Below are 25,761 nucleotides of genomic sequence, written 5' to 3'. Positions count from 1 at the left end.
TCACCGAACCCGTCAGTGAAGCCGTCAGCCCGTCGCCGTGAGGACCACGAGCAGCACAAGACCGGCGACGGCCGGGGCGATCACCTCGTACGCCCAGCGGATCCGCGGCTCGCCCTGCGCCTCCGGCAGGCCGCCGCGGTGCTCGGCCATCTCGCGCAGGTCGGCCACCGACTGGTCGGCGGTCGCGACCCGGGCCTTGTCGCTGACGTCGGCGGTCACCGAGGTGCGCCCGTGCGGGTCGTCCTGGGAGGCGCGTGCGGCCTGGCGGGCGGCGCGCTTGCGCTGGCGCAGCGAGACGGGGACGGCCCACAGCTGGTACTTGTGGCCCTCCTGGGTGAACACCTCGCTGGAGTAGCCGGCCCGCACGTCGGCGATGGCGCCCCAGGGCAGCGTGATGGTCCGGAAGGGGTTGCGGATCCGCAGCAGCTCGGCCCCGGCGAACACGGCCGGCCGCACGGTGAACGCGACGATCAGCGGGATCACCAGGAGCAGCGCGGCCAGCGCCAGCCACGGCGCCCGCCCGGCCCCGCGCAGGATCGTGTCGCCGCCGAGCACCACGGCGAGCACGAGCAGGAACACGCCGCCCGCGATCCCGAGGGGTGACCGGAAGACCCGGTCCTTGACGGGCCCGGAGGGCTCGGAGGGCTCGGAGGGCTGCGGTGCGGGCGGCTCGGCGGAGGTCATGGCCCGATTCTGCCTCAGCGGTCACACCGGGAAGACCTCCGGAGGGCCTTCCGATGGTCTTCCGGAGGTCTGCCGGAGCCGTCCGGCCCATGTCCCGGGCATGTGACAGGACTCACCCCTCCCCCGATCTCCCCACGCCCGCCTGCGCTTTCGCACGCTCGGACGAGCGGGGGCCTGTACACGCCGCTACGCGCGTAGATATGCTCGACTGGTGACCATGCCCACCACTGCACCTGCAGCACATGCTTTCGCCGACGTGACCACGTCCGAGAGCACGCTGCGCCGCTTCCTCCACGGGCTGCCCGGCGTCGACGCCGTCGGCCTGGAGGCGCGCGCCGCGTCCCTCGGCACCCGCTCGATCAAGACCACGGCCAAGGCCTATGCCATCGACCTGGCCATCTCGATGATCGACCTGACGACGCTCGAAGGCGCGGACACCCCGGGCAAGGTCCGGGCGCTCGCCGCCAAGGCCGTCAACCCCGATCCGACCGACCGCACGACCCCGACGACCGCCGCCGTCTGCGTCTACCCCGACATGGTGGCCACCGCCAAGGCCGCCCTCAAGGGCTCCGGCGTCAAGGTCGCCTCCGTCGCCACCGCCTTCCCGGCCGGCCGCGCCGCCCTCCCCGTGAAGCTGGCCGACACCGCCGACGCCATCGCCGCCGGCGCCGACGAGATCGACATGGTCATCGACCGTGGCGCCTTCCTCGCCGGCCGCTACCTGGAGGTCTACGAGCAGATCGCCGCCATCAAGGCCGAGTGCGGCGACCGCGCCCGGCTCAAGGTGATCTTCGAGACCGGCGAGCTGTCCACGTACGACAACATCCGCCGCGCCTCCTGGCTCGGCATGATCGCCGGCGCGGACTTCATCAAGACCTCGACCGGCAAGGTCGCGGTCAACGCCACCCCCGCCAACACGCTCCTGATGCTGGAGGCCGTGCGCGACTTCCGCGCCCAGACCGGCGTCCAGATCGGCGTGAAGCCGGCCGGCGGCATCCGCAACACCAAGGAAGCGATCAAGTTCCTGGTCCTGGTCAACGAGACCGCCGGTCCGGACTGGCTGGACAACCACTGGTTCCGCTTCGGCGCCTCCAGCCTGCTCAACGACCTGCTCATGCAGCGTCAGAAGCTGGCGACCGGCCACTACTCCGGCCCCGACTACGTGACGGTGGACTGATCATCATGACCTCCCCCTCCTCCCCGTTCGAGTACGCACCGGCGCCCGAGTCCCGGTCCGTCGTCGACATCGCCCCCTCCTACGGCCTCTTCATCGACGGCGAGTTCGTCGACGCGGCCGACGGCAAGGTCTTCAAGACCGTCTCCCCCTCCACCGAGGAGGTCCTCTCCGAGATCGCCCAGGCGGGCGCCGAGGACGTGGACCGCGCGGTGAGGGCCGCCCGCAAGGCCTTCGAGAAGTGGTCGGCGCTGCCCGGCGCCGAGCGCGCCAAGTACCTCTTCCGGATCGCCCGGATCATCCAGGAGCGCAGCCGTGAGCTGGCCGTCCTGGAGACCCTGGACAACGGCAAGCCGATCAAGGAGACCCGCGACGCGGACCTCCCGCTGGTCGCCGCGCACTTCTTCTACTACGCGGGCTGGGCCGACAAGCTCGACCACGCCGGCTACGGCGCGAACCCGCGCCCCCTCGGCGTGGCCGGCCAGGTCATCCCGTGGAACTTCCCGCTGCTCATGCTCGCGTGGAAGATCGCCCCGGCGCTCGCCACCGGCAACACGGTGGTCCTCAAGCCCGCCGAGACCACCCCCCTCTCCGCCCTGTTCTTCGCGGACATCTGCCGCCAGGCCGGGCTCCCGAAGGGTGTCGTCAACATCCTCCCGGGTTACGGGGACGCGGGCGCCGCGCTCGTCGAGCACCCGGACGTGAACAAGGTCGCGTTCACCGGCTCGACCGCCGTGGGCCGCTCCATCGCGAAGTCCGTGGCCGGCACCGGCAAGAAGCTCACCCTGGAGCTGGGCGGCAAGGGCGCCAACATCGTCTTCGACGACGCCCCCATCGACCAGGCCGTCGAGGGCATCGTCAACGGCATCTTCTTCAACCAGGGCCAGGTCTGCTGCGCGGGCTCCCGCCTCCTGGTCCAGGAGTCGATCCACGACGAGCTGCTCGACTCGCTCAAGCGCCGCCTCTCCACGCTGCGCCTGGGCGACCCGCTCGACAAGAACACCGACATCGGCGCCATCAACTCCGAGGAGCAGCTGGCCCGGATCACCTCGCTCGTCGAGACCGGTGAGGCCGAGGGCGCCGAGCGCTGGACCGCCGCGTGCGAGATCCCGTCGTCCGGCTACTGGTTCGCCCCGACGCTCTTCACGAACGTCACCCAGGCGCACACCGTGGCCCGCGACGAGATCTTCGGCCCGGTCCTGTCGGTGCTGACGTTCCGTACGCCGGACGAGGCCGTCGCCAAGGCCAACAACAGCCAGTACGGCCTGTCGGCGGGCATCTGGACGGAGAAGGGCTCCCGCATCCTCGCGGTCGCCAACAAGCTCCGGGCCGGTGTCGTCTGGGCCAACACGTTCAACAAGTTCGACCCGACCTCGCCGTTCGGCGGCTACAAGGAGTCGGGCTTCGGCCGCGAGGGCGGCCGTCACGGTCTGGAGGCCTACCTCGATGTCTGACAGTCAGACCCGTCTTGGCGTCTTCAAGACCTACAAGCTGTACGTGGGCGGGAAGTTCCCGCGTTCCGAGAGCGGCCGGGTGTACGAGGTGACGGACACGAAGGGCAAGTGGCTGGCGAACGCCCCGCTCTCCTCCCGCAAGGACGCCCGTGACGCCGTCGTGGCGGCCCGCAAGGCCTTCGGCGGCTGGGCGGGCGCGACGGCGTACAACCGCGGCCAGATCCTCTACCGCGTCGCCGAGATGCTGGAGGGCCGCCGCGACCAGTTCGTGCGCGAGGTCGGCGAGGCCGAGGGCCTGTCGAAGTCGAAGGCGGCCGCGGTCGTCGACGCCGCGATCGACCGCTGGGTCTGGTACGCGGGCTGGACCGACAAGATCGCCCAGGTCGTCGGCGGCGCCAACCCGGTGGCGGGCCCGTACTTCAACCTGTCCACCCCGGAGCCGACCGGTGTCGTCACCGTGCTCGCGCCCCAGGAGTCGACCTTCCTGGGCCTGGTCTCGGTGATCGCCCCGGTCATCGCCACCGGCAACACGGCCGTCGTCATCGCGAGCGAGAAGTCCCCGCTTCCCGCGCTCTCCCTGGGCGAGGTGCTCGCCACCTCCGACCTGCCGGGCGGCGTCGTCAACATCCTGTCCGGCAAGGCCGCCGAGATGGGCCCGCACCTCGCGGCCCACCTCGACGTCAACGCCATCGACCTCACGGGCGCGGACGCCGACCTGGCCCGCGACCTGGAGATCGCCGCCGCGGACAACCTCAAGCGCGTGCTGCGCCCGCGCACCGAGGACTTCACCGAGTCCCCGGGCACGGACCGCATGACCGCGTTCCTGGAGACGAAGACCGTCTGGCACCCGACGGGTTCGCTGGGCGCGAGCGGCTCCGCGTACTAGGTCGCATACGAGGAGGCCCCGACCGTGCGTACGGTCGGTGCCTCCTCGTCGTACCGCTACGGCAGCAGGCTCTGCGTCAGCGGCCCCGCCACCGGCAGGTCGGCGAGCGCGCCGCCCTGTGTGACGAGGTCGGTCGCCATGGTGGTGCCGACCGGCTTGAAGTCGGCGACCTGGGTGCCGAGTCCGTTGTCCAGCGGGTCCACACCGGTGTTGGCCAGCGGGTCGATCTGGAGCTTGGTCAGCGGGGCCACACCGTGGCCGACGCCCTCCAGGGCGGCGGCGCCGTCGGTCTGGGTCAGCGTGTCCAGCGGGAGCGGCACGCCGATCCCTTCGGCGGCCTGGGCCGCGGCGCCCGCGCCGAGCAGGGCGGCGCCGGCCGCCGTGACGGTGAGTCCGGCCTTCAAGAGGGCGCTGCGTCGGGAGGTTCGGGGAGCGGCGTGACTCGCCATGGGGGGAGTTCCTTCCGGAGGGTGGTCGAGCGGGCACCGACAGTAGTAGAGGTGTGATGCTCGATACCAACGGGTCACCTCGGGGGTCCCCTGATGGGGGGAATGGTTCACACTGGTGTCCCGTGAGTTCCCAACCGATCCCGACCCGGGTCGTCCTGCTCGCGGGCCCCTCCGGCTCCGGCAAGTCGTCCCTCGCCGCCCGCACCGGCCTTCCGGTCCTGCGCCTCGACGACTTCTACAAAGAGGGCGACGACCCTTCCCTGCCGCTGGTCGAGGGCAGCTCCGACATCGACTGGGACTCCCCGCTCTCCTGGGACGCGGACGTCGCCGTCGCCGCGATCGTCCAGCTGTGCCGTACGGGACGGACCGACGTGCCCGTGTACGACATCGCCACCAGCTCCCGGGTCGACCACGAGGCCCTCGACATCGAGCGCACCCCGCTGTTCGTGGCGGAGGGCATCTTCGCCGCCGAGATCGTGGAGCGCTGCCGCGAGCTCGGCGTGCTCGCCGACGCGCTGTGCCTGCGCGGCCGGCCCTCGACGACCTTCCGCCGCCGGCTGCTGCGGGACCTCAAGGAGGGCCGCAAGTCCGTGCCCTTCCTGCTGCGCCGCGGCTGGCGCCTGATGCGCGCCGAGCGCGCGATCGTGGCCCGCCAGACCGCCCTGGGCGCCCACCCGTGCGCCAAGGACGAGGCCCTCGGCCGGCTCGCCGCCGCAGCGGCCGGCCGCTGCCGGGTGCCCGCCTCCCGCTAGAACCTGCCCGTACGGCCCGTACGGGCGGCTCGGAGCCGTACACACGGAAGGCGCGGCCCGGACAAGACCCCCGCTTGTCCGACCCGCGCCGTTTTCCCCGTACCCCCGTACGGTCCCCCGTGTTGCTCCCCCGTGCGTCCCCCGTACTCCCCCCGTGTGCCCTCAGGCGACGAGCTCGCCGAAGGACTCCTCCTCGTCACGGCCGAAGCTCAGCACCTCGTCCTCGCGCAGTCGCCGCAGCGAGCGCCAGATGCTCGACTTCACCGTGCCGACACTGATGTCCAGGATCTCCGCGATCTCCGGGTCGGTCCGGCCCTCGTAGTAGCGCAGCACCAGCATCGTGCGCTGCAGCTCGGGCAGCCGGGCCAGGGCCTGCCACAGGACGGCGCGCAGCTCGGTGCCGCGCATCGCGTCCGTCTCGCCCACCGTCTCCGGGAGCTCCTCGGTCGGGTACTCGTTGAGCTTGCGCCGGCGCCAGGCGCTGATGTGCAGGTTGGTCATCGTGCGGCGCAGGTAGCCGCCGACCGCGGCCTTGTCGCTGATCCGGTCCCAGGCGCGGTACGTGGAGAACAGCGCGCTCTGGAGCAGGTCCTCGGCCTCGAAGCGGTCACCGGTCAGGTGGTAGGCGGTGGCGTACAGGGAGGCCCGGCGCTCCTGCACGTAGGCCGTGAACTCGGCCTCCGAGCAGGAACGCTCCCCCGTGACCTCCCCGTACGCCGCTCCCCCGTCAGTCACGGCGACCATGTACGGCGCCTTGTACTGACGCCCGACGCTGCGAGCGCACCCCCGCCCGCCCGCTACGCCGGACTTCTCGGTGTTCCGCGTGACGTCGTGGAGACGCGTGACAACTGCGCTGGAGGTGGTGCTGTGCAGTGCGTTCATCTCGCGCCCCCCGTCGGTCGGAATCCGTAGGTCCTTGATGTCGAAAAGCTTGCCCGGCCCACTTCATGGCGGTGTCCGCCGACTGTCACAGGCGTGTCACAGGCCCGGGCGGTACGGAGACGTGACTGGACGGTCGACCGGACGGCGGACCGGACGGCGGACCGGACGGCTGATCGCACGGGCGAAAGGGAGGCGTGACCGGACGGTCGAACTCGGACGGCCGCATGGGACAGAATGAGGCCGTGCCTTTCCTGTTGCTGATCGAGGACGACGACGCCATCCGCACGGCCCTCGAACTCTCCCTGTCACGCCAGGGCCACCGTGTGGCCACCGCGGCGACGGGCGAGGACGGCCTGAAGCTGTTGAAGGAACAGCGGCCGGACCTGGTCGTGCTGGACGTGATGCTGCCCGGCATCGACGGTTTCGAGGTGTGCCGGCGCATCCGGCGCACGGACCAGTTGCCGATCATCCTGCTGACGGCCCGCAGCGACGACATCGACGTGGTCGTGGGCCTGGAGTCCGGTGCCGACGACTACGTGGTGAAGCCCGTGCAGGGCCGGGTGCTGGACGCCCGGATCCGCGCGGTGCTGCGGCGCGGCGAGCGGGAGGCCACCGACTCGGCCACCTTCGGCTCGCTGGTGATCGACCGCTCCGCGATGACCGTGACGAAGAACGGGGAGGACCTGCAGCTCACCCCGACCGAGCTGCGGCTGCTCCTGGAGCTCAGCCGGCGGCCCGGCCAGGCCCTGTCGCGCCAGCAGCTGCTGCGGCTCGTCTGGGAACACGACTACCTGGGCGACTCGCGTCTCGTCGACGCCTGTGTGCAGCGGCTGCGCGCCAAGGTGGAGGACGTGCCGTCCTCGCCGACCCTGATCCGCACCGTGCGGGGCGTGGGCTACCGGCTGGACGTCCCTGCGTGAGCAAGGGGATCATCACGGCGCTCCGCTTCACCAGTCTGCGGCTCCGACTCGTCGTCGTCTTCGCCCTGGTCGCGCTCACCGCGGCCGTGTCCGCCTCCGGCATCGCGTACTGGCTCAACCGCGAGGCCGTGCTCAAGCGCACCCAGGACGCGGCGCTCAACGACTTCCGGCAGGAGATGCAGAACCGGGCGGCGACGCTGCCGCTGCGGCCCACCCAGGAGGAGCTGCGGCGCACCGCCGAGCAGATGGCGGGCGGCAGCGCCGGCTACAGCGTGCTGCTCATCGGCGAGCGGGCGGCCGGCAAGCCGATCGTCGGCGCCTCCGACCCGGACCGCTTCACGCTCGCGGACGTGCCGCTGTCGCTGCGTACCGCCGCGTCGACCGAGCGGGCTGTGACGGACGCCAACCCGTACCGCTACCACCTGGTGTGGCAGCGCACCCAGCGCGGCTCCACGCCGTATCTGGTGGGCGGGACGAAGATCGACGGCGGCGGGCCGACCGGCTACATGTTCAAGTCGCTCGCCGCGGAGAAGGCCGACCTCAACTCGCTGTCCTGGTCGCTCGGCATCGCCACCGGCCTCGCCGTGATCGGCTCGGTGCTGCTCGCGCAGGTCGCGGCGACCACCGTGCTCCGTCCGGTGCACCGGCTCGGCGAGGCGGCCCGGCAGCTCGGCGAGGGCAAGCTCGACACCCGGCTCCGGGTCTCCGGCGCGGACGAACTGGCCGATCTGTCACGGACGTTCAACAGCGCGGCGGAATCGCTGCAGAAGAAGGTCGCGGACATGAGCGCGCGGGAGGAGGCGAGCCGCCGCTTCGTCGCCGACATGTCGCACGAGCTGCGCACCCCGCTGACCGCGCTGACCGCCGTGACCGAGGTCCTGGAGGACGAGCAGGACGGCCTCGACCCGATGATCGCGCCCGCGGTCGCCCTGGTCGTCAGCGAGACCCGGCGGCTCAACGACCTGGTGGAGAACCTGATGGAGGTGACCCGCTTCGACGCGGGCACCGCGCGCCTCGTCCTCGACGACGTCGACATCGCCGACCAGATCACCGCCTGCATCGACGCCCGGGCCTGGCTGGACGCGGTCGACCTGGACGCCGAGCGCGGCATCGTGGCCCGGCTCGACCCGCGCCGCCTGGACGTCATCCTGGCCAACCTGATCGGCAACGCGCTCAAGCACGGCGGTTCGCCGGTGCGCGTGTCGGTACGGACCGAGGGCACGGAGGCCGGCTCCGATTCCGGCGAGGAGCTGGTGATCTCCGTACGCGACCACGGGCCCGGCATCCCGGTGGAGGTGCTGCCGCACGTCTTCGACCGCTTCTACAAGGCCAGCGCCTCGCGGCCGCGTTCGGACGGCAGCGGCCTCGGCCTGTCCATCGCCATGGAGAACGCGCTGATCCACGGCGGTTCGATCACGGCCGCCAACTCCACGGACGCGGAAGGCCGGGTGGACGGCGCGGTGTTCGTGCTGCGGCTGCCCCGGGGCGAGGTGGAGGAGAGTTGAGAGGTCTGCGGAGTTTCCCGCGCCGTTCGGGCCTGCTGGTCCTGGGCGCCGTCCTGCTCGCGGGCTGTGGCATCCGTACGACCTCGGTGCCGGTCGACGCGGGCGCGGCGCCCTCCCGGGTGCCGTGCAGCGTGCCCGGCGCGGCCTCCGAGACCGGGACGCAGAGCGGGGTGCCGCTGCGCGTGTACCTGCTGTGCGGGGCGCAGTTGGAGCCGGTGGAGCGCCGGTCGCCGCTGCCCGAGGAGAAGACGTCGGGCGACCCCGTGCGCACCGCCTCCGCGCTGCTCACGCAGCTGGCGACCGAGCCCTCGGAGGACGAGCGCCGGGCCGGGTTCGCCACGGCGGTGAAGGGCCCCCTGGTGGTGACCGGTCCGCACAAGGGCGACCCGGCGGGCGCGCTGCGGCTCAGCCGCCAGCCCGAGGACCTGCCGCCGACGGCCCTCGCGCAGATCGTGTGCACCTTCGCGGAGAGCCCGGCGGGCGAGTCCGCCCCCGGCGGCTCGGGCGGCGACTCGGTCGTCCTGGGCGGCCCCGGCCCGTACCAGCCGCGCCGCTACAGCTGCACGGCCGACCTGAAGGAGCGCCCGGAGACGGCGGTCCCGTCGGCGGCGTCCTCGCCCTCGCCCTCGTCCTGACGCGGGCCGTCCCGGTCCGTTGTGTCGCCTGCGTCACCTGGTCCGTTCGCGGCGGAACCGATTCCGCCGGGGTGCGCGTCTTGGGGGGCGTGCAGCGTCAAGGTTCGGGCGGTTCGGGCAGTTCCGGTGGCAGTGTCGCCGTGGTCGTACGCGTGGTGGGGTTCGTCCTTCTCCTCGCGCATCTGCTGCTCGTCGCCTGGGTGACGCTTCGCCCGCGCGACGTCGCCTGGGTGACCGCGCCCAATCTGACCCCGCTGGCGGGGATCCGGGGCGATCTGGCGCTCGGGCCGGTCGAGGCGTTCCGGCGGATCGGCGGCGGGCTGCTGCTCCTGGCCCCGCTCGGGGTGCTGCTCCCGATGTGCGACGGGCGGCTCACGGTCTCGCCGTGGGCGTCGCTGACCCGGACCACGGCGGCCGGGGCGCTGGTGTCACTGGCCATCGAGCTGTTGCAGACGGCGGTGCCCGGGCAGGTCGTGGACGTGGACTCGGTCCTTCTGAACACCACGGGCGTGGCGCTCGCGCATCTGCTGTTCGTGCCGGCGGCGCGGACGCGGCTGCGGCGCGGTCCGCGCGGCGGGCGGCGGTCCGCGGGCCGGACCGCGGGGGCCGCTCCGGGCGCGGGCCCGGCCTCCTCCTCGGGGAGGAGCCCCAGGGTCGCTTCTCAGGGGGCGACCCCGACGATTCCCAGGGTCGGGATCGCCCCGTAGAGGGACGCTTTGTCCGGGCGGTCGGCGGCACCATGGAGACATCGGGAAGGCCCGATAGGAACGAACGACCGAGACCCGGAAGCACCCGGAAACGAAGGAGCCCACCATGGCCGCTGTTGTCCGCCCCCGCGAAGGTCGCATGCTCGGCGGAGTGTGCGCGGCGCTGGCCCGGCGCTTCGGGATGTCCGCGACCACGATGCGCGTGATCTTCCTGGCCTCGTGCCTGCTGCCCGGCCCGCAGTTCCTGCTCTATCTGGCGCTGTGGGTGCTGCTGCCGGGAGAGAAGACCGCGAGCGCGGCCTGGTAGGCCGCGGCAGCGGTACGCGTACGCCGAAGGGGCGCCCATCCGGTCCGGGTGGGCGCCCCTTCGGCGTACGTACGGAGCGCGAGGCTCGCGGCCTTTCTCGGGGCCCGCGGCTCAGACGCCGAGGCCGCCGAGCGGCAGGCCGCCGAGGCCGCCGACCGGGAGGCCGCCGAGCAGCCCGCCGGCCGCACCGAGCGGGGTGGCGGCGAGGCCGCTCTGGGCGCCCTGCAGCGGCAGGTCGGTGGCCTGCTTCTGCACCTCGCCCGGGAGGTTCTGGGCCTGCTCGACGGCGCCCGGGAGGGTGTTGGCGCCCTGCTCGACACCGGTGCCGACGGCGGTCTCGCCGCCGGCCAGGGCCTCGCCCGCCCCCGCCGGGAGCGTGGTGACGTCGTCGCCGAGCGGCACGGTGCTGGTCACCAGGCCGAGCGCGTCGGGGCCGACCGGCAGCGCCGGGGCGGCGGAGGCCGTACCGGCGGCGACAGCGGCGAAGGCGGCACCGAGGGCGGCGACACCGAGCGTCTTGGCGGCAGACTGCTTCATCAGAAAATCTTCCTCGGGGAGCGGGGGAATTTCAGGGAACGCAGGAAACGCGGAAAACACAGGAATGCGGGGAATGCAGAGTGGCTACGCAACCTAGCCAGCGAACGTTCCGTCCGCAAACACCGAACGGCGGCCGGGCGTGGTGCGCCCGACCGCCGTTCTCCGTGCCCCGAGGCCCGCGATCAGCCCTTCTGCACGGAAGACTCGCTGGTGGTGGCGGTCTGCTGGAACAGCCACTCGGACTTCAGTTCGGCATATCCGGGCTTGATGACGTCGTTGATCATGGCGAGTCGTTCATCGAAAGGAATGAACGCTGATTTCATCGCATTGACCGTGAACCACTGCATGTCGTCGAGCGTGTAACCGAATGCCTCGACCAGGAATTCGAATTCCCGGCTCATGCTGGTGCCGCTCATCAGCCGGTTGTCGGTGTTGACCGTGGCGCGGAAGTGCAGCTTGCGCAGCAGCCCGATGGGATGCTCCTTGTAGGAGGTGGCGGCGCCGGTCTGCAGGTTGGAGGTCGGGCACATCTCCAGCGGGATGCGCTTGTCCCGGACGTAGGCGGCGAGCCGGCCCAGGGCGACCGAGCCGTCGTCGGCGACCTCGATGTCGTCGATGATCCGCACGCCGTGGCCGAGCCGGTCGGCACCGCACCACTGCAGGGCCTGCCAGATCGAGGGCAGGCCGAAGGCCTCGCCCGCGTGGATGGTGAAGTGGTTGTTCTCCCGCTTGAGGTACTCGAAGGCGTCGAGGTGGCGGGTGGGCGGGAAGCCGGCCTCGGCGCCGGCGATGTCGAAGCCGACCACGCCGGTGTCGCGGTAGCGGTTGGCGAGTTCGGCGATCTCCAGGGCGCGGGCGGCGTGCCGCATCGCGGTGAGCAGCGCGCCCACCCGGATCCGGTGCCCGTTCGCCCGGGCCCGCCGCTCGCCCTCCCGGAAGCCCTCGTTGACCGCCTCGACGACCTCTTCGAGGGTGAGGCCGCCCTCCAGGTGCTGCTCGGGGGCGTACCGCACCTCGGCGTAGACGACGCCGTCCTCGGCGAGGTCGACGGCGCACTCGGCGGCGACCCGGAACAGGGCCTCGCGGGTCTGCATGACGGCGCAGGTGTGCGCGAACGTCTCCAGATAACGCTCGAGCGAGCCGGAGTCGGCGGCCTCCCGGAACCAGATGCCGAGCTTGTCCGGCTCGGTCTCCGGAAGGCTGTCGTAGCCCTGCTCACGGGCGAGTTCGATGATCGTGCCGGGGCGCAGCCCGCCGTCGAGGTGGTCGTGCAGCAGGACCTTCGGGGCGCGGCGGATCTGGTCCGCGGAGGGGGTGCTGGGGATCTGGCTCGTCATTGCCGCACTCTAGCCCCTACGCGCGTAGAGCGCGCCCCTTCGGCGCCGCATCGGACGCCGGAAAATCCGTCGGCCTAGCCTGCTCGTATGACCCTTTCCTCGGACGCGCCCGCCACCGACCCCGAACTGCGCCGGATCCAGGGCTTCCTGTCGGACTTCACCCGGCGGCAGGCCGAGCGGACGGTCGACTTCCGCGGTGGCTTCGCCGCGCTCGACGACGCCTACGCACTGTCCCACGGCAACAACCACGTCCTGGTGGACGGCGCGCCCGACCCCGAGACCCTGCCCGCCGTGGTCGACGAGCTCATGGCCCATCTGGCGCACCGCACGGTCTACATCCCGGACGCGGCGGTCGGGCAGGCCTGTGCCGGGCCGCTCACCGCCGCCGGCTACACCCGCGCCAGGGTCCTCCTCATGAGCCACACCGGCCCGGTCCCGGAGCTCGGCGGCGCGCGCGAGGTGGATCTGCCGGCTCTGCGCGCTCCGGTGGCCGAGAGCTGGCGGCGGTTCCTGCCGGACGTCGGGGACGAGGTGGTGCACACCCTCGTGGAGCGCCGCCGGGCCCGTCGGCGCGGCGCCGACGACGTACGTTTCCTCGCCTCCCACGACGAGTTCGGCGAGGTCGCCTCGTGGGCCGACCTCTATGTCGACCCGGCCACGGGCGTGGCCCAGATCGAGGACCTGGTGACCGCCGGGACACATCTCGGACAGGGGCACGCCGGAGTCGTCCTGGACACCGCCCTGCGGCTGGCCGCCGACGCCGGCTGCACCACCGTCTTCCTCACCGCCCTCGCCGACGACTGGCCGCGCCACTGGTACGAGCGCCGCGGCTTCGTGCCGGTGGGCGAGGTGCACTGCTTCGAACGGGCATCGTTCGAACGGACATAGTGGGTGCGGCCGTTCGCTCGGCGGACGATACGTAACAGAGACCGCGCGTACCACTGTCGTACACCTCGGCTTCTGAGACTGTTCTGCCATGGCGCACAACGCACTTGTGGGACCGGCCACCTCCCGGACACCCCGGCTCGGTCGGCCCGTCGCGGCGACGGCAGCGGTCACCGAGGCCGGTGGGGTGGTGCTGCTGCTTCCGGACGGCGAGACCGTGTCCGGGCGGCGGGCCTCGGTACGGGCACACGCGGCGACGCTGCCGCTGGGACGGCGGCTCGCGCGGGCGGGGCGGGCGGACGGTCTGGTGGCGCACGTGGTGCGCTACCGGGGCCGCGGCTGGAACGGCACGGACGCGCAGCTCGCGGCGGACGCCCGGTGGGCGGTCGCGGAGGCGGTACGGCGCTACGGCGACGTCCCGGTCTGTCTGGTCGGGCGCGGGATGGGGGCGCGGGCGGCGCTGCACGCGGGCGGGCACCCGGCGGTGTCGGCGGTCCTGGCGCTCGGGCCGTGGCTGCCCGAGGACGACCGCGCGGCGGAGCCGGAGCCGGTCCGGCAGCTGGTGGGGCGCCGGGTACTGCTGGTCCACGGCACCAACGACGCCCGTACGGACCCCGAGTTGTCCTACCGCTTCGCCGAGCGGGCCAAGAAGTCCAACCGCGACACCTGCCGCTTCGAGGTGCACGCGGACGGGCACGCGCTGCGCCAGTACCAGGACGAAGTGCAGGCACTGGCCGCGGACTTCGTCCTCTCGGCGCTCTTCGCCCACCCGCAGAGCCGCCCGCTCGCGGACGCGATGGCGGCGCCGCCGCCGCTGGGCCTGCGGATGCCGCTGGCGGCGGGCTTCGGCACGGGCCGGTCCGTACGGTAGGCCTCCGGGCCCGTTCCAGGGCGCCCGGCCGTCACGGCCGTCACTCGGGCAACAGGCTCCCCCGCTTGCTCAGCAGGAACTTCTTGAAGGCGGCGACCGGCGGGGTGTCGGGGTGGCCGTCCAGCCAGGCCACGCCGATCTCGCGGGCCGCGCGCGGGGAGGTGACGCCGAGCTCGACGACGCCCGGGCGGGCGACGGCCGGTGGCGGGAGGAGGGCGACGCCGAGGCCCGCCGCGACCAGGCCGCGCAGGGTCTCCGCCTCCTCGCCCTCGAAGGCGACGCGCGGGGTGAAGCCGGCCCGGGCGCACAGGTCGTCGGTGATGCGGCGCAGGCCGTAGCCCGGTTCGAGGGTCACGAAGGTCTCGTCGGCGGCCTCGGCGAGCCGGATCCGCTTGCGGGTCGCGAGCCGGTGGTCGTCGGGGACGACGAGCCGCAGCCGCTGCTCGTCGAGGCGGCGGGCGACCAGGTCGGGGGCGTCGGGCACCGGCGAGGTGAGGCAGAGGTCGAGGTCGCCGGCCCGGAGCCGTTCGATCATCGCCTCGCCGTAGTTCTGCACCAGGGTGAAGCGGACCTTGGGGTGGTCGACCCGGAAGGCCCGGATGAGGCCGGGCACGGTCTCGGAGCCCATGGTGTGCAGGAAGCCGAAGGCGACCCGGCCGGCGGTGGGGTCGGCGTCCGCCCGTACGGTGTCGGCGGCCCGCTCGACCTCGGCGAGGGCGCGGTCGGCGGCGGTGAGGAAGCGGCGGCCGGCCGGGGTGAGCGAGACCGTGCGCCCGCGGCGGGCGAACAGCGCGACGCCGAGGTCCTCTTCGAGCCGGACCATGGCCCGCGAGAGCGTCGACTGCGGCACGCCCATCTCGGCCGCGGCCCTGGTCACGTGCTCGTGCCGGGCCACGGCGGCGAAGTACGCGAGCCGGGGCGCGAGCAGCAGTCCCATGTCTTCTTCGTTACTGTTCGATGACAGCCGATGCTGTGACCTGTACTCATGCGCCATGGGAACGATTACAGCAGTTCCGTGCATTGGACGCATGAAACCGGGCGGCCTACGTTCGAGACATGCCTTCCGCCAGTACCAAGGCGGCCGCCACCCGCGCGGTCGCCGACGCAAGCCTTGCCACCGAAGACACCCGCCTCTCCCCCGGCCAGCTGGAGTTCCGTCGGCTCAGCCTCGCGCTGTTCGCCGCCGGAGTGGCCGCCTTCGCCCTCCTCTACTCCACCCAGGCCCTGCTCCCGGCGGTCTCGGCCGCGTTCGGCGCCACGGCGTCGGCGGCCTCCTGGACGGTCTCCGCCGCGACCGGCGCGCTCGCCCTGTGTGTGCTCCCCCTCAGCGCGCTGTCCGAGCGCTACGGCCGCCGCTCGATGATGACCGTCTCCCTCGCGGTCGCCGTCGCGGTCGGCCTGCTCGTCCCGCTCGCGCCGAACCTGGAGACCCTGGTCGCGCTGCGCGCCGTCCAGGGCGCGGCGCTCGCCGGCGTACCGGCCTCGGCGATGGCCTTCCTGGCCGAGGAGGTACGGCCGAAGGCGCTGATCGCCGCGATCGGCCTGTTCGTGGCGGGCAACTCCATCGGCGGCATGAGCGGCCGCATCGTCACCGGCTGGGTCGCCCAGCTGTGGGGCTGGAGGGCCGGTCTGGCGGCGGTCGGTCTGATGGCGGCGGTGTGCGCGCTCGCCTTCCGGGCGCTGCTGCCGAAGGCCCGGCACTTCGCGCCCGGGACGCTGAACCCGAAGGCGCTGGCGAAGACCGTGCGCGGGCACCTCGCGGACCCGCTGCTCGTGCGCCTGTACGCGATCGGCGCGCTGTTCATGACGGTGTTCGGCGCGGTCTACACGGTGATCGGCTACCGGCTCGTCGAGGCCCCGTTCTCGCTCCCGCAGGGTGTGGTCGGCTCGGTCTTCCTGGTCTACCTGGTCGGTACGGTCTCCTCGGCCGCGGCCGGCCGGCTGGTCGGGCGGCTCGGCCGGCGCGGGGCGCTGTACCTCGCCGTGTCGACCACGGCGGCCGGTCTGCTACTGTCCCTCGCCGACGCGCTGCCGGCCGTCCTGGCGGGCCTGGTCCTCATCACGGCGGGCTTCTTCGCCGGCCACGCGGTCGCCTCGTCCTCGGTGAGCCGGACCGCCCAGACGGGCCGCGCGCAGGCCTCGGCGCTCTACCAGTCCGCGTACTACCTGGGCAGCAGCGCGGGCGGCACGCTCGGCGCGGTCGCCTTCCACGCGGGCGGCTGGGCCGGCACGGTCGTGATCGGTCTGGTGGCGGTGCTCGGCGTCGTCTCGATCACGCTGTACGGGACGCACAGCGCGCGCGTCGCGGCGCGGCGCGAGCACCTCGCGACGGCCTGACAGTCCGCGATCGGCCGGATGCGGCACCGCAACCGTCGGGCCCCCTCGGTCGTCTTGACTGACAGGACTCTAGGGGGAGTTGACGATCATGAAGACGATGGGAAGCACGGGGCGGAGGAGAGCCGGCATCGGCCTCGCGGTGACGTCCCTGGTGGTGCCGATGACGGTGGCCCTGGGCGCCGCCCCGGCGCAGGCGGCGTCGTACTGCAACACGACGACCGGCCCGTACCAGAAGCAGGTGGAGAAGTTCCTCGGCCGGACGGTCGACGGGCGCCAGTCGCTCGCCGACTGCCGGGCGATCCAGGCCTTCCAGGCCAAGCACGGGATCACGCCGAGCGCCGGGTACGCCGGGGTGATCACCTGGCGCACCATGTCGACGATGCTGGCGCAGAAGGCGGCCGGGACCAATCCCAACAAGGACCGCAGGTGTCCGACGAACAAGGGCCGGATCGCCTGCGTCGACCTGACCCGCCAGCTCAGCTGGATCCAGGACGGCGCCCGGCTGAAGTACGGCCCGGTGCCGGTGCGCACCGGCAAGGACGGGACCGAGACCCGTACCGGCGCCAAGAAGATCTACTGGCGCAACATCAACCACTGGTCGACGCTCTACCACGTCTCGATGCCGTACTCGCAGTTCTTCGACGGCGGGCAGGCCTTCCACTCGACCACCAAGTCCATGTGGAACCCGCCGGGTTCGGGCGGCTGCGTCAACATGCGGCCGGCCGACGCGAAGGCGTACTGGAACCTGCTCAGGAACGGTGACGACGTGTTCGTGTACGGGCGGAAGCCGGGCACCTGACGGTCGGCCGGCGACCGGTCCGGCCGGAACCGGTCCCGGCTGTCGGTGGGCTGCGATAGCTTCCCCTCATCGGCGTCGAACGGGCGCCGGTGAGGGGCGAGCGGGGTGGACGCGATGGCCATGACGACCGGCGACGTGAAGTCGGACGACCTGGAGAAGTACCGTACGGAGCTGACCGGTTACTGCTACCGGATGCTCGGTTCCGCCTTCGAGGCGGAGGACGCGGTGCAGGACACCATGGTGCGCGCCTGGCGCTCGCTCGACTCCTTCGAGGGGCGTTCCTCCCTGCGGTCCTGGCTGTACCGGATCGCCACCAACGTGTGCCTGGACTCGCTGAGCGCGGGGAACCGGCGGGCCCGGCCGATGGATCTGACCGACCCGACGCCGGTCGCGCAGGCCCGGCTCAACGAGCGGCCCGAGATCACCTGGCTGGAGCCGGTGCCGGACGGGCGGGTGCTGCCCTCGGTGGCGGACCCGGCGGAGACCGCGGTCTCGCGCGAGACGGTGCGGCTCGCCTTCGTGGCCGCACTGCAGCACCTGCCGCCGAAGCAGCGGGCGGTGCTCATCCTGCGCGAGGTGCTCGCCTGGAAGGCGGCCGAGGTCGCCGAGCTGCTCGGTCTGACCGTCGCCTCGGTCAACAGCGCGCTGCAGCGGGCCCGCGCGACCATCGCCGAGCACGCCCCGGCCACCTCGGACGCGGCGGACCCGCTGGACGAGGAGCAGAAGGCCCTCCTGGAGCGCTATGTGGCGGCCTTCGAGGGGTACGACATGCAGGCGCTCACCGCGCTCCTCCACGAGGACGCGACGATGTCCATGCCGCCGTACGACCTGTGGCTGCGCGGTCACGACGACATCGTGGGCTGGATGCTCGGCGTCGGCGAGGTGTGCCGCGGCTCGAAGCTGGTCCCGACCGTGGCGAACGGCCAGCCGGCCTTCGCCCACTACCACCCGGACCCGGAGGGCGGCTTCGCGCCGTGGGCGCTGATCGTGCTCCAGCTGCACGACGGCAAGGTCGGCGGGATGGACTTCTTCCTGGACACCAAGCGCTGGTTCCCGCTGTTCGACCTGCCGGAGCGGCTGGAGGCGTAGCTCAGCACAGCAGTCCGTCCAGACCGCCGAGGGTCAGGAGCAGCCGCAGCTCCCGACCCGCCCCCCGGAACCGCAGCGTGTGCCCGAGCCGCACGGCGGTGAGCCGCAGCCGGGCGAGTGCCTCCACGACGGCGAGATCGGCCTGCCCGAGCGACCCCACGTCGCACACGACCTCACCGGGCCCGAGCCCCACGAGCCGGCGCTCCAGATCGGCGCAGAGACCCGGCACGTCGGCGCGGGTGATCCGGCCGGAGACATACAGGACGAACGGCGGCTGAGGGGTGTCCACACCTACCAGACCCGCGCCGGTCCCCGAACTCATCGGTGCGCAGCCGCCGCCGGACACGCCCTAGGCTGGCCCGCATGACGAACGACCGCATGGCGCACGCCTACGACTGGTCGCGGGTGTTCCACGCGTACGGCACGGCGACGGACACCCCGGAGGTTCTGGCGGGCCCGCTGGGGGACGCGAAGGGCCATCTGTGGTCGGCGATCCTGCACCAGGGCTCGGTCTGGCCGGCCACCCCGCCGGTGCTGCGCATCGTGGCGGCCCGGATCGCGGAGTCACCGGTGCTCGCGCTGTCGTTCGTGCGGGACGTCGCCGCGGCCGTACGGATCGGCGACGAGGAGGCGGAGCGGCTGCGCGCGGAGGTGGCGGCGGCCCCGACGGAGGAGTGGACGGCCGCCTACGCGGCGGCGGACGAGGAGACCCAGGTCGACCTGTGGGACGAGGCGGACGCCACGGGCGACCTGGTCCTCGTGAAGGCGGGATTGGACTGCCTGGACCTGCGCCCGGAACTGCGGTCCCGGGTACGGGAGTTCCTGGAGCATCCGGACGAGGAGGTCGCCGCCGTCGCCCGGGAGGCGTGGCGGGAGCTCAGCCGAGCGGGAAGACGCTGGTGTCAATCGTGAGGCCGAAGGGTTCGGAGAGGTGGATCTCTCCGCCGAACTCAACGACATCGAGCACGCGGTACAGGCCGTTCTTCGGCTCGCCGTAGAGGGTGGCGGTGGGGCGGCCGGAGTGCCAGCGGTCGATGAGCAGGTAGAGCGGCACGCCCGCGGTGGCGTAGCCCTGCAGCTTCACGACCCTGTCGTGGTTGGCGTTCCACTTCGAGGTGATCTCCACCACGAGTTCGGCCACCGCAGCCGGGACGAAGTGCCCAGGATCCTCATCTACGACTGCCTCAGCAGCAACGACCAGGTCGGGGATGTACAGGCCCGACCGTTCAGGCATGGCGAGGCCGAGAGTCTGATAGACGTTCCAGTCCTCCGGAATCCCCCGGACCAAGCGCCGATGAATCTTGGCAGCGACGCTGTTGTGCTGGTTGGCGGGCGGTGGTGCCACGGTGACGATCCCCTCGATGATCTCCACCCTGCAGCCCTCGGGGGCGTCCGTCTCCTCCCAGATCCGGACGAGTTCGTCCCAACCGCCACCCGTTTCGGGCGCCGGTTCGACGGCGAGTGCGCTCATGGTGTGCTCCTCAATCGGTCGTCACCGATCCCAGCATGCCCAACGGGGCCGGTGCAGGTCCACCGGCCCCGTTCACCCGAAGGTGTCACTGGCACATGCCAGAGGCGATCACGGCATCACGCGATGCGGTCCAGCACGATCGGGTTCGGCGTGAACTTCGCGCCCGGCTCCGCGATGTCCCAGGCGTCTGTCAGGGACTTCAGGGCGTAGTCGAACTTCTCCGGGGTGTCCGTGTGGAGGGTCAGCAGGGGCTGGCCCGCCGTCACCGTGTCGCCCGGCTTCGCGTGGAGTTCGACGCCGGCGCCGGCCTGGACCGGGTCCTCCTTGCGGGCGCGGCCGGCGCCGAGGCGCCAGGCGGCGATGCCGATGTCGTAGGCGTCGAGACGGGTCAGGACGCCCGTGGAAGGGGCGGTGACGACATGCTGCTCACGGGCGACCGGGAGGGTGGCGTCCGGGTCGCCGCCCTGGGCGGCGATCATGCGGCGCCAGACGTCCATCGCGGAGCCATCCTGGAGGGCCTTCGCCGGGTCGGCGTCCTTGACGCCGGCGGCGGCCAGCATCTCGGCCGCCAGGGCGATCGTCAGGTCGATGACGTCCTTCGGGCCGCCGCCCGCGAGGACCTCGACGGACTCGCGGACCTCGAGGGCGTTGCCGGCGGTGAGGCCGAGCGGGGTGGACATGTCGGTGAGCAGCGCGACCGTCTTCACGCCGCTGTCGGTGCCGAGCGCGACCATCGTGGAGGCCAGCTCGCGCGCGTCGTCGATGTTCTTCATGAAGGCGCCGGTGCCGACCTTGACGTCGAGGACCAGGGAGCCGGTGCCCTCGGCGATCTTCTTCGACATGATGGACGAGGCGATGAGGGGGATCGCCTCGACCGTTCCGGTGACGTCGCGCAGCGCGTAGAGCTTCTTGTCGGCCGGGGCCAGACCGTCGCCCGCCGCACAGATCACCGCGCCGGTGGTGTCGAGGACGTGCAGCATCTCCTCGTTGGACAGCAGCGCGCGCCAGCCGGGGATGGACTCCAGCTTGTCCAGGGTGCCGCCGGTGTGGCCGAGGCCGCGGCCGGAGAGCTGCGGGACGGCCGCGCCGCACGCGGCGACCAGCGGGGCGAGCGGCAGGGTGATCTTGTCGCCGACGCCACCGGTGGAGTGCTTGTCGGCGGTCGGGCGGGACAGCGAGTCGAAGTTCATGCGCTCGCCGGACGCGATCATCGCGGCCGTCCAGCGGGCGATCTCCTCGCGGTTCATGCCGTTGAGCAGGATCGCCATGGCGAGCGCGGACATCTGCTCGTCGGCGACCTCCCCGCGGGTGTAGGCGTCGATGACCCAGTCGATCTGCTCGGGGCTCAGCTCGCCCTTGTCCCGCTTCGTGCGGATGACGGAGATGACGTCCATGTGATGGTGCCTCTTTCTACGCGCATAGAGGGGGAAAGGAGGAGCGGCCCTTCCCATCGTGCCGGAAGGGCCGCTCCGAGGTACTACTTCGCCAGGTGGTCCGGGCCGAACGCCTGCGGCAGCATCTCCGCCAGGGTGACGAACCCGGCGGGCGTCTCCAGGACGAGCTCGGGGCCCCCGAACTCGTACAACAGCTGCCGGCACCGGCCGCACGGCACCAGCGGGCCGCCGCTGCCGTCCACGCACACGAAGTGCGTGAGCCGCCCGCCGCCGGTCGCCTGGAGCTGCGAGACGAGACCGCACTCGGCGCACAGTCCGAGGCCGAACGAGGCGTTCTCGACGTTGCAGCCGGAGACCACCCGCCCGTCCTCGACGAGCGCCGCCGCGCCGACCGGGAAGCCGGAGTACGGCGCGTAGGCGTGGGACATCGCCTTCCGGGCCGTGACCCTCAGCTGCTCCCAGTCGGCCTCGGCCAGGCCCGTCGTCACTTGCCCTGGCCCTTCCGGTACGGCAGGCCGTCCGCCTTCGGCATCCGCAGCCGCTGCGCCGACAGGGCGAGGACCAGCAGCGTGGTGATGTACGGGGCGGCGTCCACGAACTGGCTCGGGACCTCGTCGGTGAGCGCGTACCAGAGGAAGAAGGCGACCGAGAAGGCGGCGGCGATGCCGGCCGACACGTACTTCTTCTTCCACAGCTGCCACAGGAAGGCGATCACGAGCAGCGCCGCGACGAGCAGCAGCAGCGCGTGGACGTTCTCGGCGCCGCCGCGCAGCTTGAGGCTGTCGGTGAAGCCGAACAGGCCGGCGCCCATCGCCATGCCGCCCGGCATCCAGTTGCCGAAGATCATCGCGGCGAGACCGATGTAACCGCGGCCGCCGGTCTGGCCCTCCTGGTAGATGCCGGTGGAGACGATCGCCAGGAACGCGCCGCCGAGGCCCGCGAGGCCGCCGGAGACGACGACGGCGATGTACTTGTACTTGTAGACGTTGACGCCGAGCGACTCGGCCGCGACCGGGTTCTCACCGCAGGAGCGCAGCCGCAGGCCGAAGGCCGTACGCCACAGCACCCACCAGGTGGCCGGGACCAGCAGGACGGCCACGACCGTCAGCAGCGACAGGTTGGTGACCAGGCCGCCGAGGATGCCGGCGATGTCCGAGATCAGGAACCAGTGCTTCTGCTGGAGGTCCGTCAGCCAGTCCGAGAGCCCCGGAATGGTGATGTCGGTGATCTGGTCGATGCGCGGGGACTGCTTGGAGGAGCCGCCCTCGGCCTCGGCGAACGTGAAGTTCGACAGGTACTGGGTGAAGCCCACCGCGAGGATGTTGATCGCCACACCGGAGACGATGTGGTTCACGTTGAACGTGACGGTGATGATCGCGTGCAGCAGACCGCCGAGCGCGCCGCCGAGGATGCCGACGACGACACCCGTCCACGGGCCCCACTGGTAGCCGGCCCAGGCACCGAACCAGGTGCCGAGGACCATCATGCCTTCGAGACCGATGTTGACGACGCCCGCCCGCTCGGCCCACAGACCGCCGAGACCGGCCATGCCGATCGGCACGGCGAGCTGGAGCGCGCCGGAGACCTGGCCGACGGAGGTGAGGTCGTCGGCGCCGGAGATCACCCGGACCATCGAGAAGAGGACGAGGCCGGCCGCGACGATCAGCAGGATCCAGGGCCAGGTCAGCTTGCGGCGGCCGCCCGCCTTCTTGGGCGCGGCGCTCGGCTTGGCAACGGTGCCGGTGCTCATGCCGCCACCTCCTTGTCGGTCTTGAGGGCGCCGCCGGCGGCCAGTTCCTCGCCGACCTTCTGCTGCTGGCGGCGGAGGCCGTAACGGCGGACGAGCTCGTAGGAGACGACCACGGCGATCACGATGATGCCCTGCATGATCTGCGTGATCTCCTTCGGGTAACCCTCGATGTCGAGGGTCGACGACGCCTTGTCGAGGAACGCGAAGAGGAGGGCCGAGAAGAGGATGCCGACCGGGTGGTTGCGGCCGAGCAGGGCGACGGTGATGGCGGTGAAGCCGACGTTGACCGGGAAGGCCAGGCTGTACGTGTGCGACTCGCCGAGCAGGATCGGCATGCCGGCCAGACCGGCGAGGCCTCCCGAGATCAGCATCGCCGTGAGGATCATCTTCTTGGCGTCGACGCCGCTGGCCCGGGCCGCGGACTCGCTCTCGCCGGTGGCCCGCAGGTCGAAGCCGAAGCGGGTCCGGTTGAGGACGAACCAGTAGACGACGCCGAGGGCGAGCGCGACGAAGGTGAAGCCGTAGATCTCGCCGGCGCCCGCGCCCATGTCGATGCCGGGGAACCAGCCGGACTCGGCGATCTGACCGGTGGTGAGGTCGTTGGAGCCCTCGGGCTGGACGCCGAAGTTCTTCGGCAGGATCAGCCAGGCCACCAGAGAGGTGGTGATGGCGTTGAGCATGATCGTGGAGACGACCTCGGAGACACCGCGGGTGGTCTTCAGGACGCCCGCGATACCGGCCCAGAGGGCACCGGTCGCGATGGCGACGACCACGATCAGCAGGATGTGCAGCGGACCGGGCAGCTCGACGGCGGCACCGACCAGGGCCGAGACCATCGCGGCGAGGCGGTACTGGCCCTCGACGCCGATGTTGAAGAGGTTCATCCGGAAGCCGATGGCGACGGCCAGGGCCGCCAGATACAGGGTTCCCGCGTAGTTGATGATGAGGACCTGGACGTCGGAGTACCCGGCGTTCTCGATCATCAGCCGGATCGGCTCGATCGGGTCCAGGCCCGTCGCGAGCAGCACCAGGACGGTGAGCACGAAGGACGAGACCAGCGCGAGCACGGGGCCGGCGGCCCCGATGATCAGCTTGTCCTTGTCGAATTTCTTCATCGGGCGTCACCGTCTTCGGGCTGCTCGGTGCCTTCGAGCCGGCCGGTGGCCGCGCCGGTCATGGCGGAGCCCAGCTGCTCGGGCGTGATGGTGGCGGGGTCGGCGTCGGCGACCAGCTTGCCGCGGTACATGACCTTGAGGGTGTCGGACAGGCCGATCAGCTCGTCGAGGTCTGCGGAGATCAGCAGCACCGCCAGGCCCTCGCGGCGGGCGTGCCGGATCGCGTCCCAGATCTGCGCCTGGGCGCCGACGTCCACACCGCGGGTGGGGTGGGCGGCGATCAGGAACTTCGGGGCGTGGCTCATCTCGCGGCCGACGATCAGCTTCTGCTGGTTGCCGCCGGACAGCGAGGACGCGGTGACCTCGATGCCGGGGGTGCGCACGTCGTACTCGCGCACGATCCGCACGGTGTCCTGGCGGGCGGCCTTCGGGTCGAGGATGCCGCGCTTGGAGTTGGGCGCCTCGGTGACGTGGCCGAGGATGCGGTTCTCCCAGAGCGGGGCCTCCAGGAGCAGGCCGTGGCGGTGGCGGTCCTCGGGGATGTAGCCGATGCCGCCCTCGCGGCGCCTGCGCACCGAGACCTTGGAGATGTCCTGGCCGTCGAGGGTGATGACGCCCGCGTCGGGCGAGTTCATGCCCATCAGGGCCTCGATGAGCTCGGTCTGGCCGTTGCCCTCGACGCCGGCGATGCCGAGGATCTCGCCCTTGTGGATGGTGAGCGAGATGTCGTCGAGCAGCTTGCGGCCGGCAACGGGCTCCTCGTGCACCGTGACCGCGGCGGACGGGTCGGCCGGGGCGGCGGTGGTGATCGGGGCGGCCGCGGCGGCGCCGGCCTCGGTCAGGGTGAGGCCCTGGACCTGGAGCATCGGCACGTCGGTGACGGTCGACTCGCGGGTCTCCGGCGAGGGCAGCTCGGTGCCGACCATCAGCTCGGCGAGCTGCTTGGTGGTGGCGGTCTTCGGGTCGGCGGTGCCGACCGTGGTGCCGCGCCGGATGACGGTGATGTCGTCGGCGACCTTCAGGACCTCGCCCAGCTTGTGCGAGATGAAGATGACGGTCAGGCCCTCGGACTTGAGCTCGCGCAGGTTGTCGAAGAGCGCGTCGACCTCCTGCGGGACGAGCACGGCGGTCGGCTCGTCGAGGATGAGGATCTTGGCGCCGCGGTAGAGGACCTTGAGGATCTCCACCCGCTGCCGGTCGGCGACGCCGAGGTCCTCGACCAGCGCGTCGGGGCGGACGCCGAGGCCGTACGCGTCGGAGATCTCCTGGATCTTCCGGCGGGCCTTGGCGCCGATGCCGTAGAGCTTCTCGCCGCCGAGGACGACGTTCTCCAGGACGGTGAGGTTGTCGGCGAGCATGAAGTGCTGGTGCACCATGCCGATGCCGCGGGCGATGGCGTCACCGGGACTGGAGAAGGTGACCTGCTCGCCGTCGACGGCGATGGTGCCCTCGTCCGGCTTCTGCATGCCGTAGAGGATCTTCATCAGGGTCGACTTGCCGGCACCGTTCTCACCGATCAGGGCATGCACGGTGCCCTTGCGAACGGTGATCGCGATGTCCTTGTTGGCGACGACGCCGGGGAAGCGCTTGGTGATGCCGTGAAGTTCTACGGCAGGGGGGCTGGACGCGTTGATGACGCACTCTCCTTGGCCGGAAGGAGTCGGAGCGGAGGGGCAGGGCGGGGCGAAGTTATCGTGCCGCTGGGACATCTACGCGCGTAGCACTGCCGAAAATTGAAATCCCGTACGGGAATGGGGCCGGGGCCCGGTTCCAGTGGGTGTCACTGGAACCGGGCCCGCGGCCTCAGGTCAGGACCTGGGT

At 71.7% G+C, this 25,761-nt stretch carries 28 protein-coding genes; 15 read left to right on the top strand and 13 right to left on the bottom strand.

Features of this window, described 5'->3' with window-relative positions:
* Positions 1-24: 24 nt before the first annotated feature.
* The gene (locus tag AB0M18_RS02680; protein WP_365754882.1) at positions 25-684 is read right to left on the bottom strand and encodes a PH domain-containing protein; all 660 of its coding nucleotides are present in this window, start codon (positions 682-684) and stop codon (positions 25-27) included.
* A gap of 217 nt (positions 685-901) precedes the next feature.
* Between AB0M18_RS02680 and deoC the strand changes: the two genes are divergently transcribed.
* Genes deoC through AB0M18_RS02665 form a run of 3 tightly spaced genes read left to right on the top strand, consistent with a single transcriptional unit; the run spans position 902 to position 4,198 of the window.
* A complete protein-coding gene (gene deoC / locus AB0M18_RS02675) occupies positions 902-1,861 on the top strand; it encodes a deoxyribose-phosphate aldolase (RefSeq protein WP_365755040.1) in 960 nt (319 codons plus the stop codon).
* A gap of 5 nt (positions 1,862-1,866) precedes the next feature.
* The gene (locus AB0M18_RS02670) at positions 1,867-3,312 is read left to right on the top strand and encodes an aldehyde dehydrogenase family protein (protein ID WP_365754880.1); all 1,446 of its coding nucleotides are present in this window, start codon (positions 1,867-1,869) and stop codon (positions 3,310-3,312) included.
* Positions 3,305-4,198, top strand: coding sequence for an aldehyde dehydrogenase family protein (locus AB0M18_RS02665; protein ID WP_365754878.1), 894 nt, complete (start codon positions 3,305-3,307; stop codon positions 4,196-4,198). Before AB0M18_RS02670 ends, AB0M18_RS02665 begins: the two co-directional genes overlap by 8 nt.
* 56 nt (positions 4,199-4,254) lie before the next feature.
* Here AB0M18_RS02665 and AB0M18_RS02660 read toward each other — a convergent pair whose 3' ends face one another.
* Positions 4,255-4,647: a hypothetical protein gene (locus tag AB0M18_RS02660; RefSeq protein WP_365754876.1), complete on the bottom strand. Its 393-nt coding sequence runs from the start codon at positions 4,645-4,647 to the stop codon at positions 4,255-4,257.
* Positions 4,648-4,703: 56 nt separating this feature from the next.
* On the opposite strand from AB0M18_RS02660, the gene AB0M18_RS02655 reads away from it, so the two are divergent.
* The gene (locus AB0M18_RS02655; protein ID WP_365754874.1) at positions 4,704-5,399 is read left to right on the top strand and encodes a uridine kinase; all 696 of its coding nucleotides are present in this window, start codon (positions 4,704-4,706) and stop codon (positions 5,397-5,399) included.
* A 162-nt stretch (positions 5,400-5,561) separates the two neighbouring features.
* Here the strand turns inward: AB0M18_RS02655 and AB0M18_RS02650 are convergent, their stop codons facing one another.
* Entirely contained in the window at positions 5,562-6,281 is a 720-nt protein-coding gene (locus AB0M18_RS02650; RefSeq protein WP_365754872.1) for a SigE family RNA polymerase sigma factor, read from the bottom strand.
* A 242-nt stretch (positions 6,282-6,523) separates the two neighbouring features.
* Here AB0M18_RS02650 and afsQ1 point away from each other — a divergent pair, with 242 nt between their 5' ends.
* The 5 genes from afsQ1 to AB0M18_RS02625 all read left to right on the top strand — a co-directional run bounded on the left by afsQ1 (position 6,524) and on the right by AB0M18_RS02625 (position 10,355).
* On the top strand, positions 6,524-7,201 hold the full coding sequence (gene afsQ1, locus AB0M18_RS02645; protein WP_265869013.1) for a two-component system response regulator AfsQ1: 678 nt from the start codon (positions 6,524-6,526) through the stop codon (positions 7,199-7,201).
* A complete protein-coding gene (locus tag AB0M18_RS02640; RefSeq protein WP_365754870.1) occupies positions 7,198-8,706 on the top strand; it encodes a HAMP domain-containing sensor histidine kinase in 1,509 nt (502 codons plus the stop codon). Before afsQ1 ends, AB0M18_RS02640 begins: the two co-directional genes overlap by 4 nt.
* A complete protein-coding gene (locus tag AB0M18_RS02635; RefSeq protein ID WP_365754868.1) occupies positions 8,703-9,341 on the top strand; it encodes a hypothetical protein in 639 nt (212 codons plus the stop codon). Before AB0M18_RS02640 ends, AB0M18_RS02635 begins: the two co-directional genes overlap by 4 nt.
* Before the next feature lie 152 nt (positions 9,342-9,493).
* Complete coding sequence (locus AB0M18_RS02630; RefSeq protein ID WP_365754866.1) at positions 9,494-10,048, top strand: VanZ family protein; 555 nt, start codon at positions 9,494-9,496, stop codon at positions 10,046-10,048.
* Between the two features lie 106 nt (positions 10,049-10,154).
* Positions 10,155-10,355, top strand: coding sequence for a PspC domain-containing protein (locus AB0M18_RS02625; protein ID WP_365754865.1), 201 nt, complete (start codon positions 10,155-10,157; stop codon positions 10,353-10,355).
* A gap of 111 nt (positions 10,356-10,466) precedes the next feature.
* Here the strand turns inward: AB0M18_RS02625 and AB0M18_RS02620 are convergent, their stop codons facing one another.
* Together AB0M18_RS02620 and AB0M18_RS02615 are read right to left on the bottom strand one after the other, a co-directional pair.
* Positions 10,467-10,892 (bottom strand): hypothetical protein, encoded by a 426-nt coding sequence (locus AB0M18_RS02620; RefSeq protein ID WP_365754863.1) that lies wholly within the window; start codon positions 10,890-10,892, stop codon positions 10,467-10,469.
* Between the two features lie 182 nt (positions 10,893-11,074).
* The gene (locus AB0M18_RS02615) at positions 11,075-12,229 is read right to left on the bottom strand and encodes an adenosine deaminase (RefSeq protein ID WP_365754861.1); all 1,155 of its coding nucleotides are present in this window, start codon (positions 12,227-12,229) and stop codon (positions 11,075-11,077) included.
* An 87-nt stretch (positions 12,230-12,316) separates the two neighbouring features.
* Here AB0M18_RS02615 and AB0M18_RS02610 point away from each other — a divergent pair, with 87 nt between their 5' ends.
* A complete protein-coding gene (locus tag AB0M18_RS02610) occupies positions 12,317-13,117 on the top strand; it encodes a GNAT family N-acetyltransferase (protein ID WP_365754860.1) in 801 nt (266 codons plus the stop codon).
* An 88-nt stretch (positions 13,118-13,205) separates the two neighbouring features.
* Positions 13,206-13,985 (top strand): alpha/beta hydrolase, encoded by a 780-nt coding sequence (locus AB0M18_RS02605; protein ID WP_365754858.1) that lies wholly within the window; start codon positions 13,206-13,208, stop codon positions 13,983-13,985.
* A 40-nt stretch (positions 13,986-14,025) separates the two neighbouring features.
* Here AB0M18_RS02605 and AB0M18_RS02600 read toward each other — a convergent pair whose 3' ends face one another.
* Entirely contained in the window at positions 14,026-14,979 is a 954-nt protein-coding gene (locus AB0M18_RS02600; RefSeq protein WP_365754857.1) for a LysR family transcriptional regulator, read from the bottom strand.
* A gap of 62 nt (positions 14,980-15,041) precedes the next feature.
* Between AB0M18_RS02600 and AB0M18_RS02595 the strand changes: the two genes are divergently transcribed.
* The 3 genes from AB0M18_RS02595 to AB0M18_RS02585 all read left to right on the top strand — a co-directional run bounded on the left by AB0M18_RS02595 (position 15,042) and on the right by AB0M18_RS02585 (position 18,210).
* The gene (locus AB0M18_RS02595; RefSeq protein ID WP_365754856.1) at positions 15,042-16,322 is read left to right on the top strand and encodes an MFS transporter; all 1,281 of its coding nucleotides are present in this window, start codon (positions 15,042-15,044) and stop codon (positions 16,320-16,322) included.
* An 88-nt stretch (positions 16,323-16,410) separates the two neighbouring features.
* Complete coding sequence (locus tag AB0M18_RS02590) at positions 16,411-17,121, top strand: L,D-transpeptidase (RefSeq protein ID WP_365754854.1); 711 nt, start codon at positions 16,411-16,413, stop codon at positions 17,119-17,121.
* Positions 17,122-17,235: 114 nt separating this feature from the next.
* The gene (locus tag AB0M18_RS02585; RefSeq protein WP_365754852.1) at positions 17,236-18,210 is read left to right on the top strand and encodes a sigma-70 family RNA polymerase sigma factor; all 975 of its coding nucleotides are present in this window, start codon (positions 17,236-17,238) and stop codon (positions 18,208-18,210) included.
* 1 nt (position 18,211) lies between these two features.
* On the opposite strand, the gene AB0M18_RS02580 is transcribed toward AB0M18_RS02585, so the two are convergent.
* The gene (locus AB0M18_RS02580; RefSeq protein ID WP_365754850.1) at positions 18,212-18,499 is read right to left on the bottom strand and encodes an STAS domain-containing protein; all 288 of its coding nucleotides are present in this window, start codon (positions 18,497-18,499) and stop codon (positions 18,212-18,214) included.
* A 74-nt stretch (positions 18,500-18,573) separates the two neighbouring features.
* Between AB0M18_RS02580 and AB0M18_RS02575 the strand changes: the two genes are divergently transcribed.
* The gene (locus AB0M18_RS02575) at positions 18,574-19,122 is read left to right on the top strand and encodes a hypothetical protein (protein ID WP_365754848.1); all 549 of its coding nucleotides are present in this window, start codon (positions 18,574-18,576) and stop codon (positions 19,120-19,122) included.
* Here the strand turns inward: AB0M18_RS02575 and AB0M18_RS02570 are convergent.
* From AB0M18_RS02570 to AB0M18_RS02545, 6 genes are all read right to left on the bottom strand, one after another.
* Positions 19,088-19,681: a Uma2 family endonuclease gene (locus AB0M18_RS02570; protein ID WP_365754847.1), complete on the bottom strand. Its 594-nt coding sequence runs from the start codon at positions 19,679-19,681 to the stop codon at positions 19,088-19,090. The genes AB0M18_RS02575 and AB0M18_RS02570 overlap by 35 nt on opposite strands.
* A gap of 116 nt (positions 19,682-19,797) precedes the next feature.
* On the bottom strand, positions 19,798-21,075 hold the full coding sequence (locus tag AB0M18_RS02565; RefSeq protein WP_365754845.1) for a thymidine phosphorylase: 1,278 nt from the start codon (positions 21,073-21,075) through the stop codon (positions 19,798-19,800).
* Between the two features lie 83 nt (positions 21,076-21,158).
* Positions 21,159-21,563 carry a cytidine deaminase gene (locus tag AB0M18_RS02560; RefSeq protein ID WP_365754843.1) on the bottom strand — a complete coding sequence of 135 codons (405 nt, stop codon included), beginning with the start codon at positions 21,561-21,563 and terminating at the stop codon, positions 21,159-21,161.
* On the bottom strand, positions 21,560-22,825 hold the full coding sequence (locus AB0M18_RS02555; protein ID WP_365754841.1) for an ABC transporter permease: 1,266 nt from the start codon (positions 22,823-22,825) through the stop codon (positions 21,560-21,562). The genes AB0M18_RS02560 and AB0M18_RS02555 overlap by 4 nt, the downstream gene beginning before the upstream one ends.
* The gene (locus AB0M18_RS02550; RefSeq protein WP_365754839.1) at positions 22,822-23,940 is read right to left on the bottom strand and encodes an ABC transporter permease; all 1,119 of its coding nucleotides are present in this window, start codon (positions 23,938-23,940) and stop codon (positions 22,822-22,824) included. The genes AB0M18_RS02555 and AB0M18_RS02550 overlap by 4 nt, the downstream gene beginning before the upstream one ends.
* Positions 23,937-25,649 carry an ABC transporter ATP-binding protein gene (locus AB0M18_RS02545; protein ID WP_365754837.1) on the bottom strand — a complete coding sequence of 571 codons (1,713 nt, stop codon included), beginning with the start codon at positions 25,647-25,649 and terminating at the stop codon, positions 23,937-23,939. Before AB0M18_RS02545 ends, AB0M18_RS02550 begins: the two co-directional genes overlap by 4 nt.
* Positions 25,650-25,761 lie beyond the last annotated feature (112 nt).

The organism is Streptomyces sp. NPDC051909 (assembly GCF_040681095.1).
In the GTDB taxonomy this organism is placed as follows: domain Bacteria; phylum Actinomycetota; class Actinomycetes; order Streptomycetales; family Streptomycetaceae; genus Streptomyces.
Note: the sequence above shows the minus strand (reverse complement) of the source record. Positions and strands in the feature narration are given on the sequence as shown.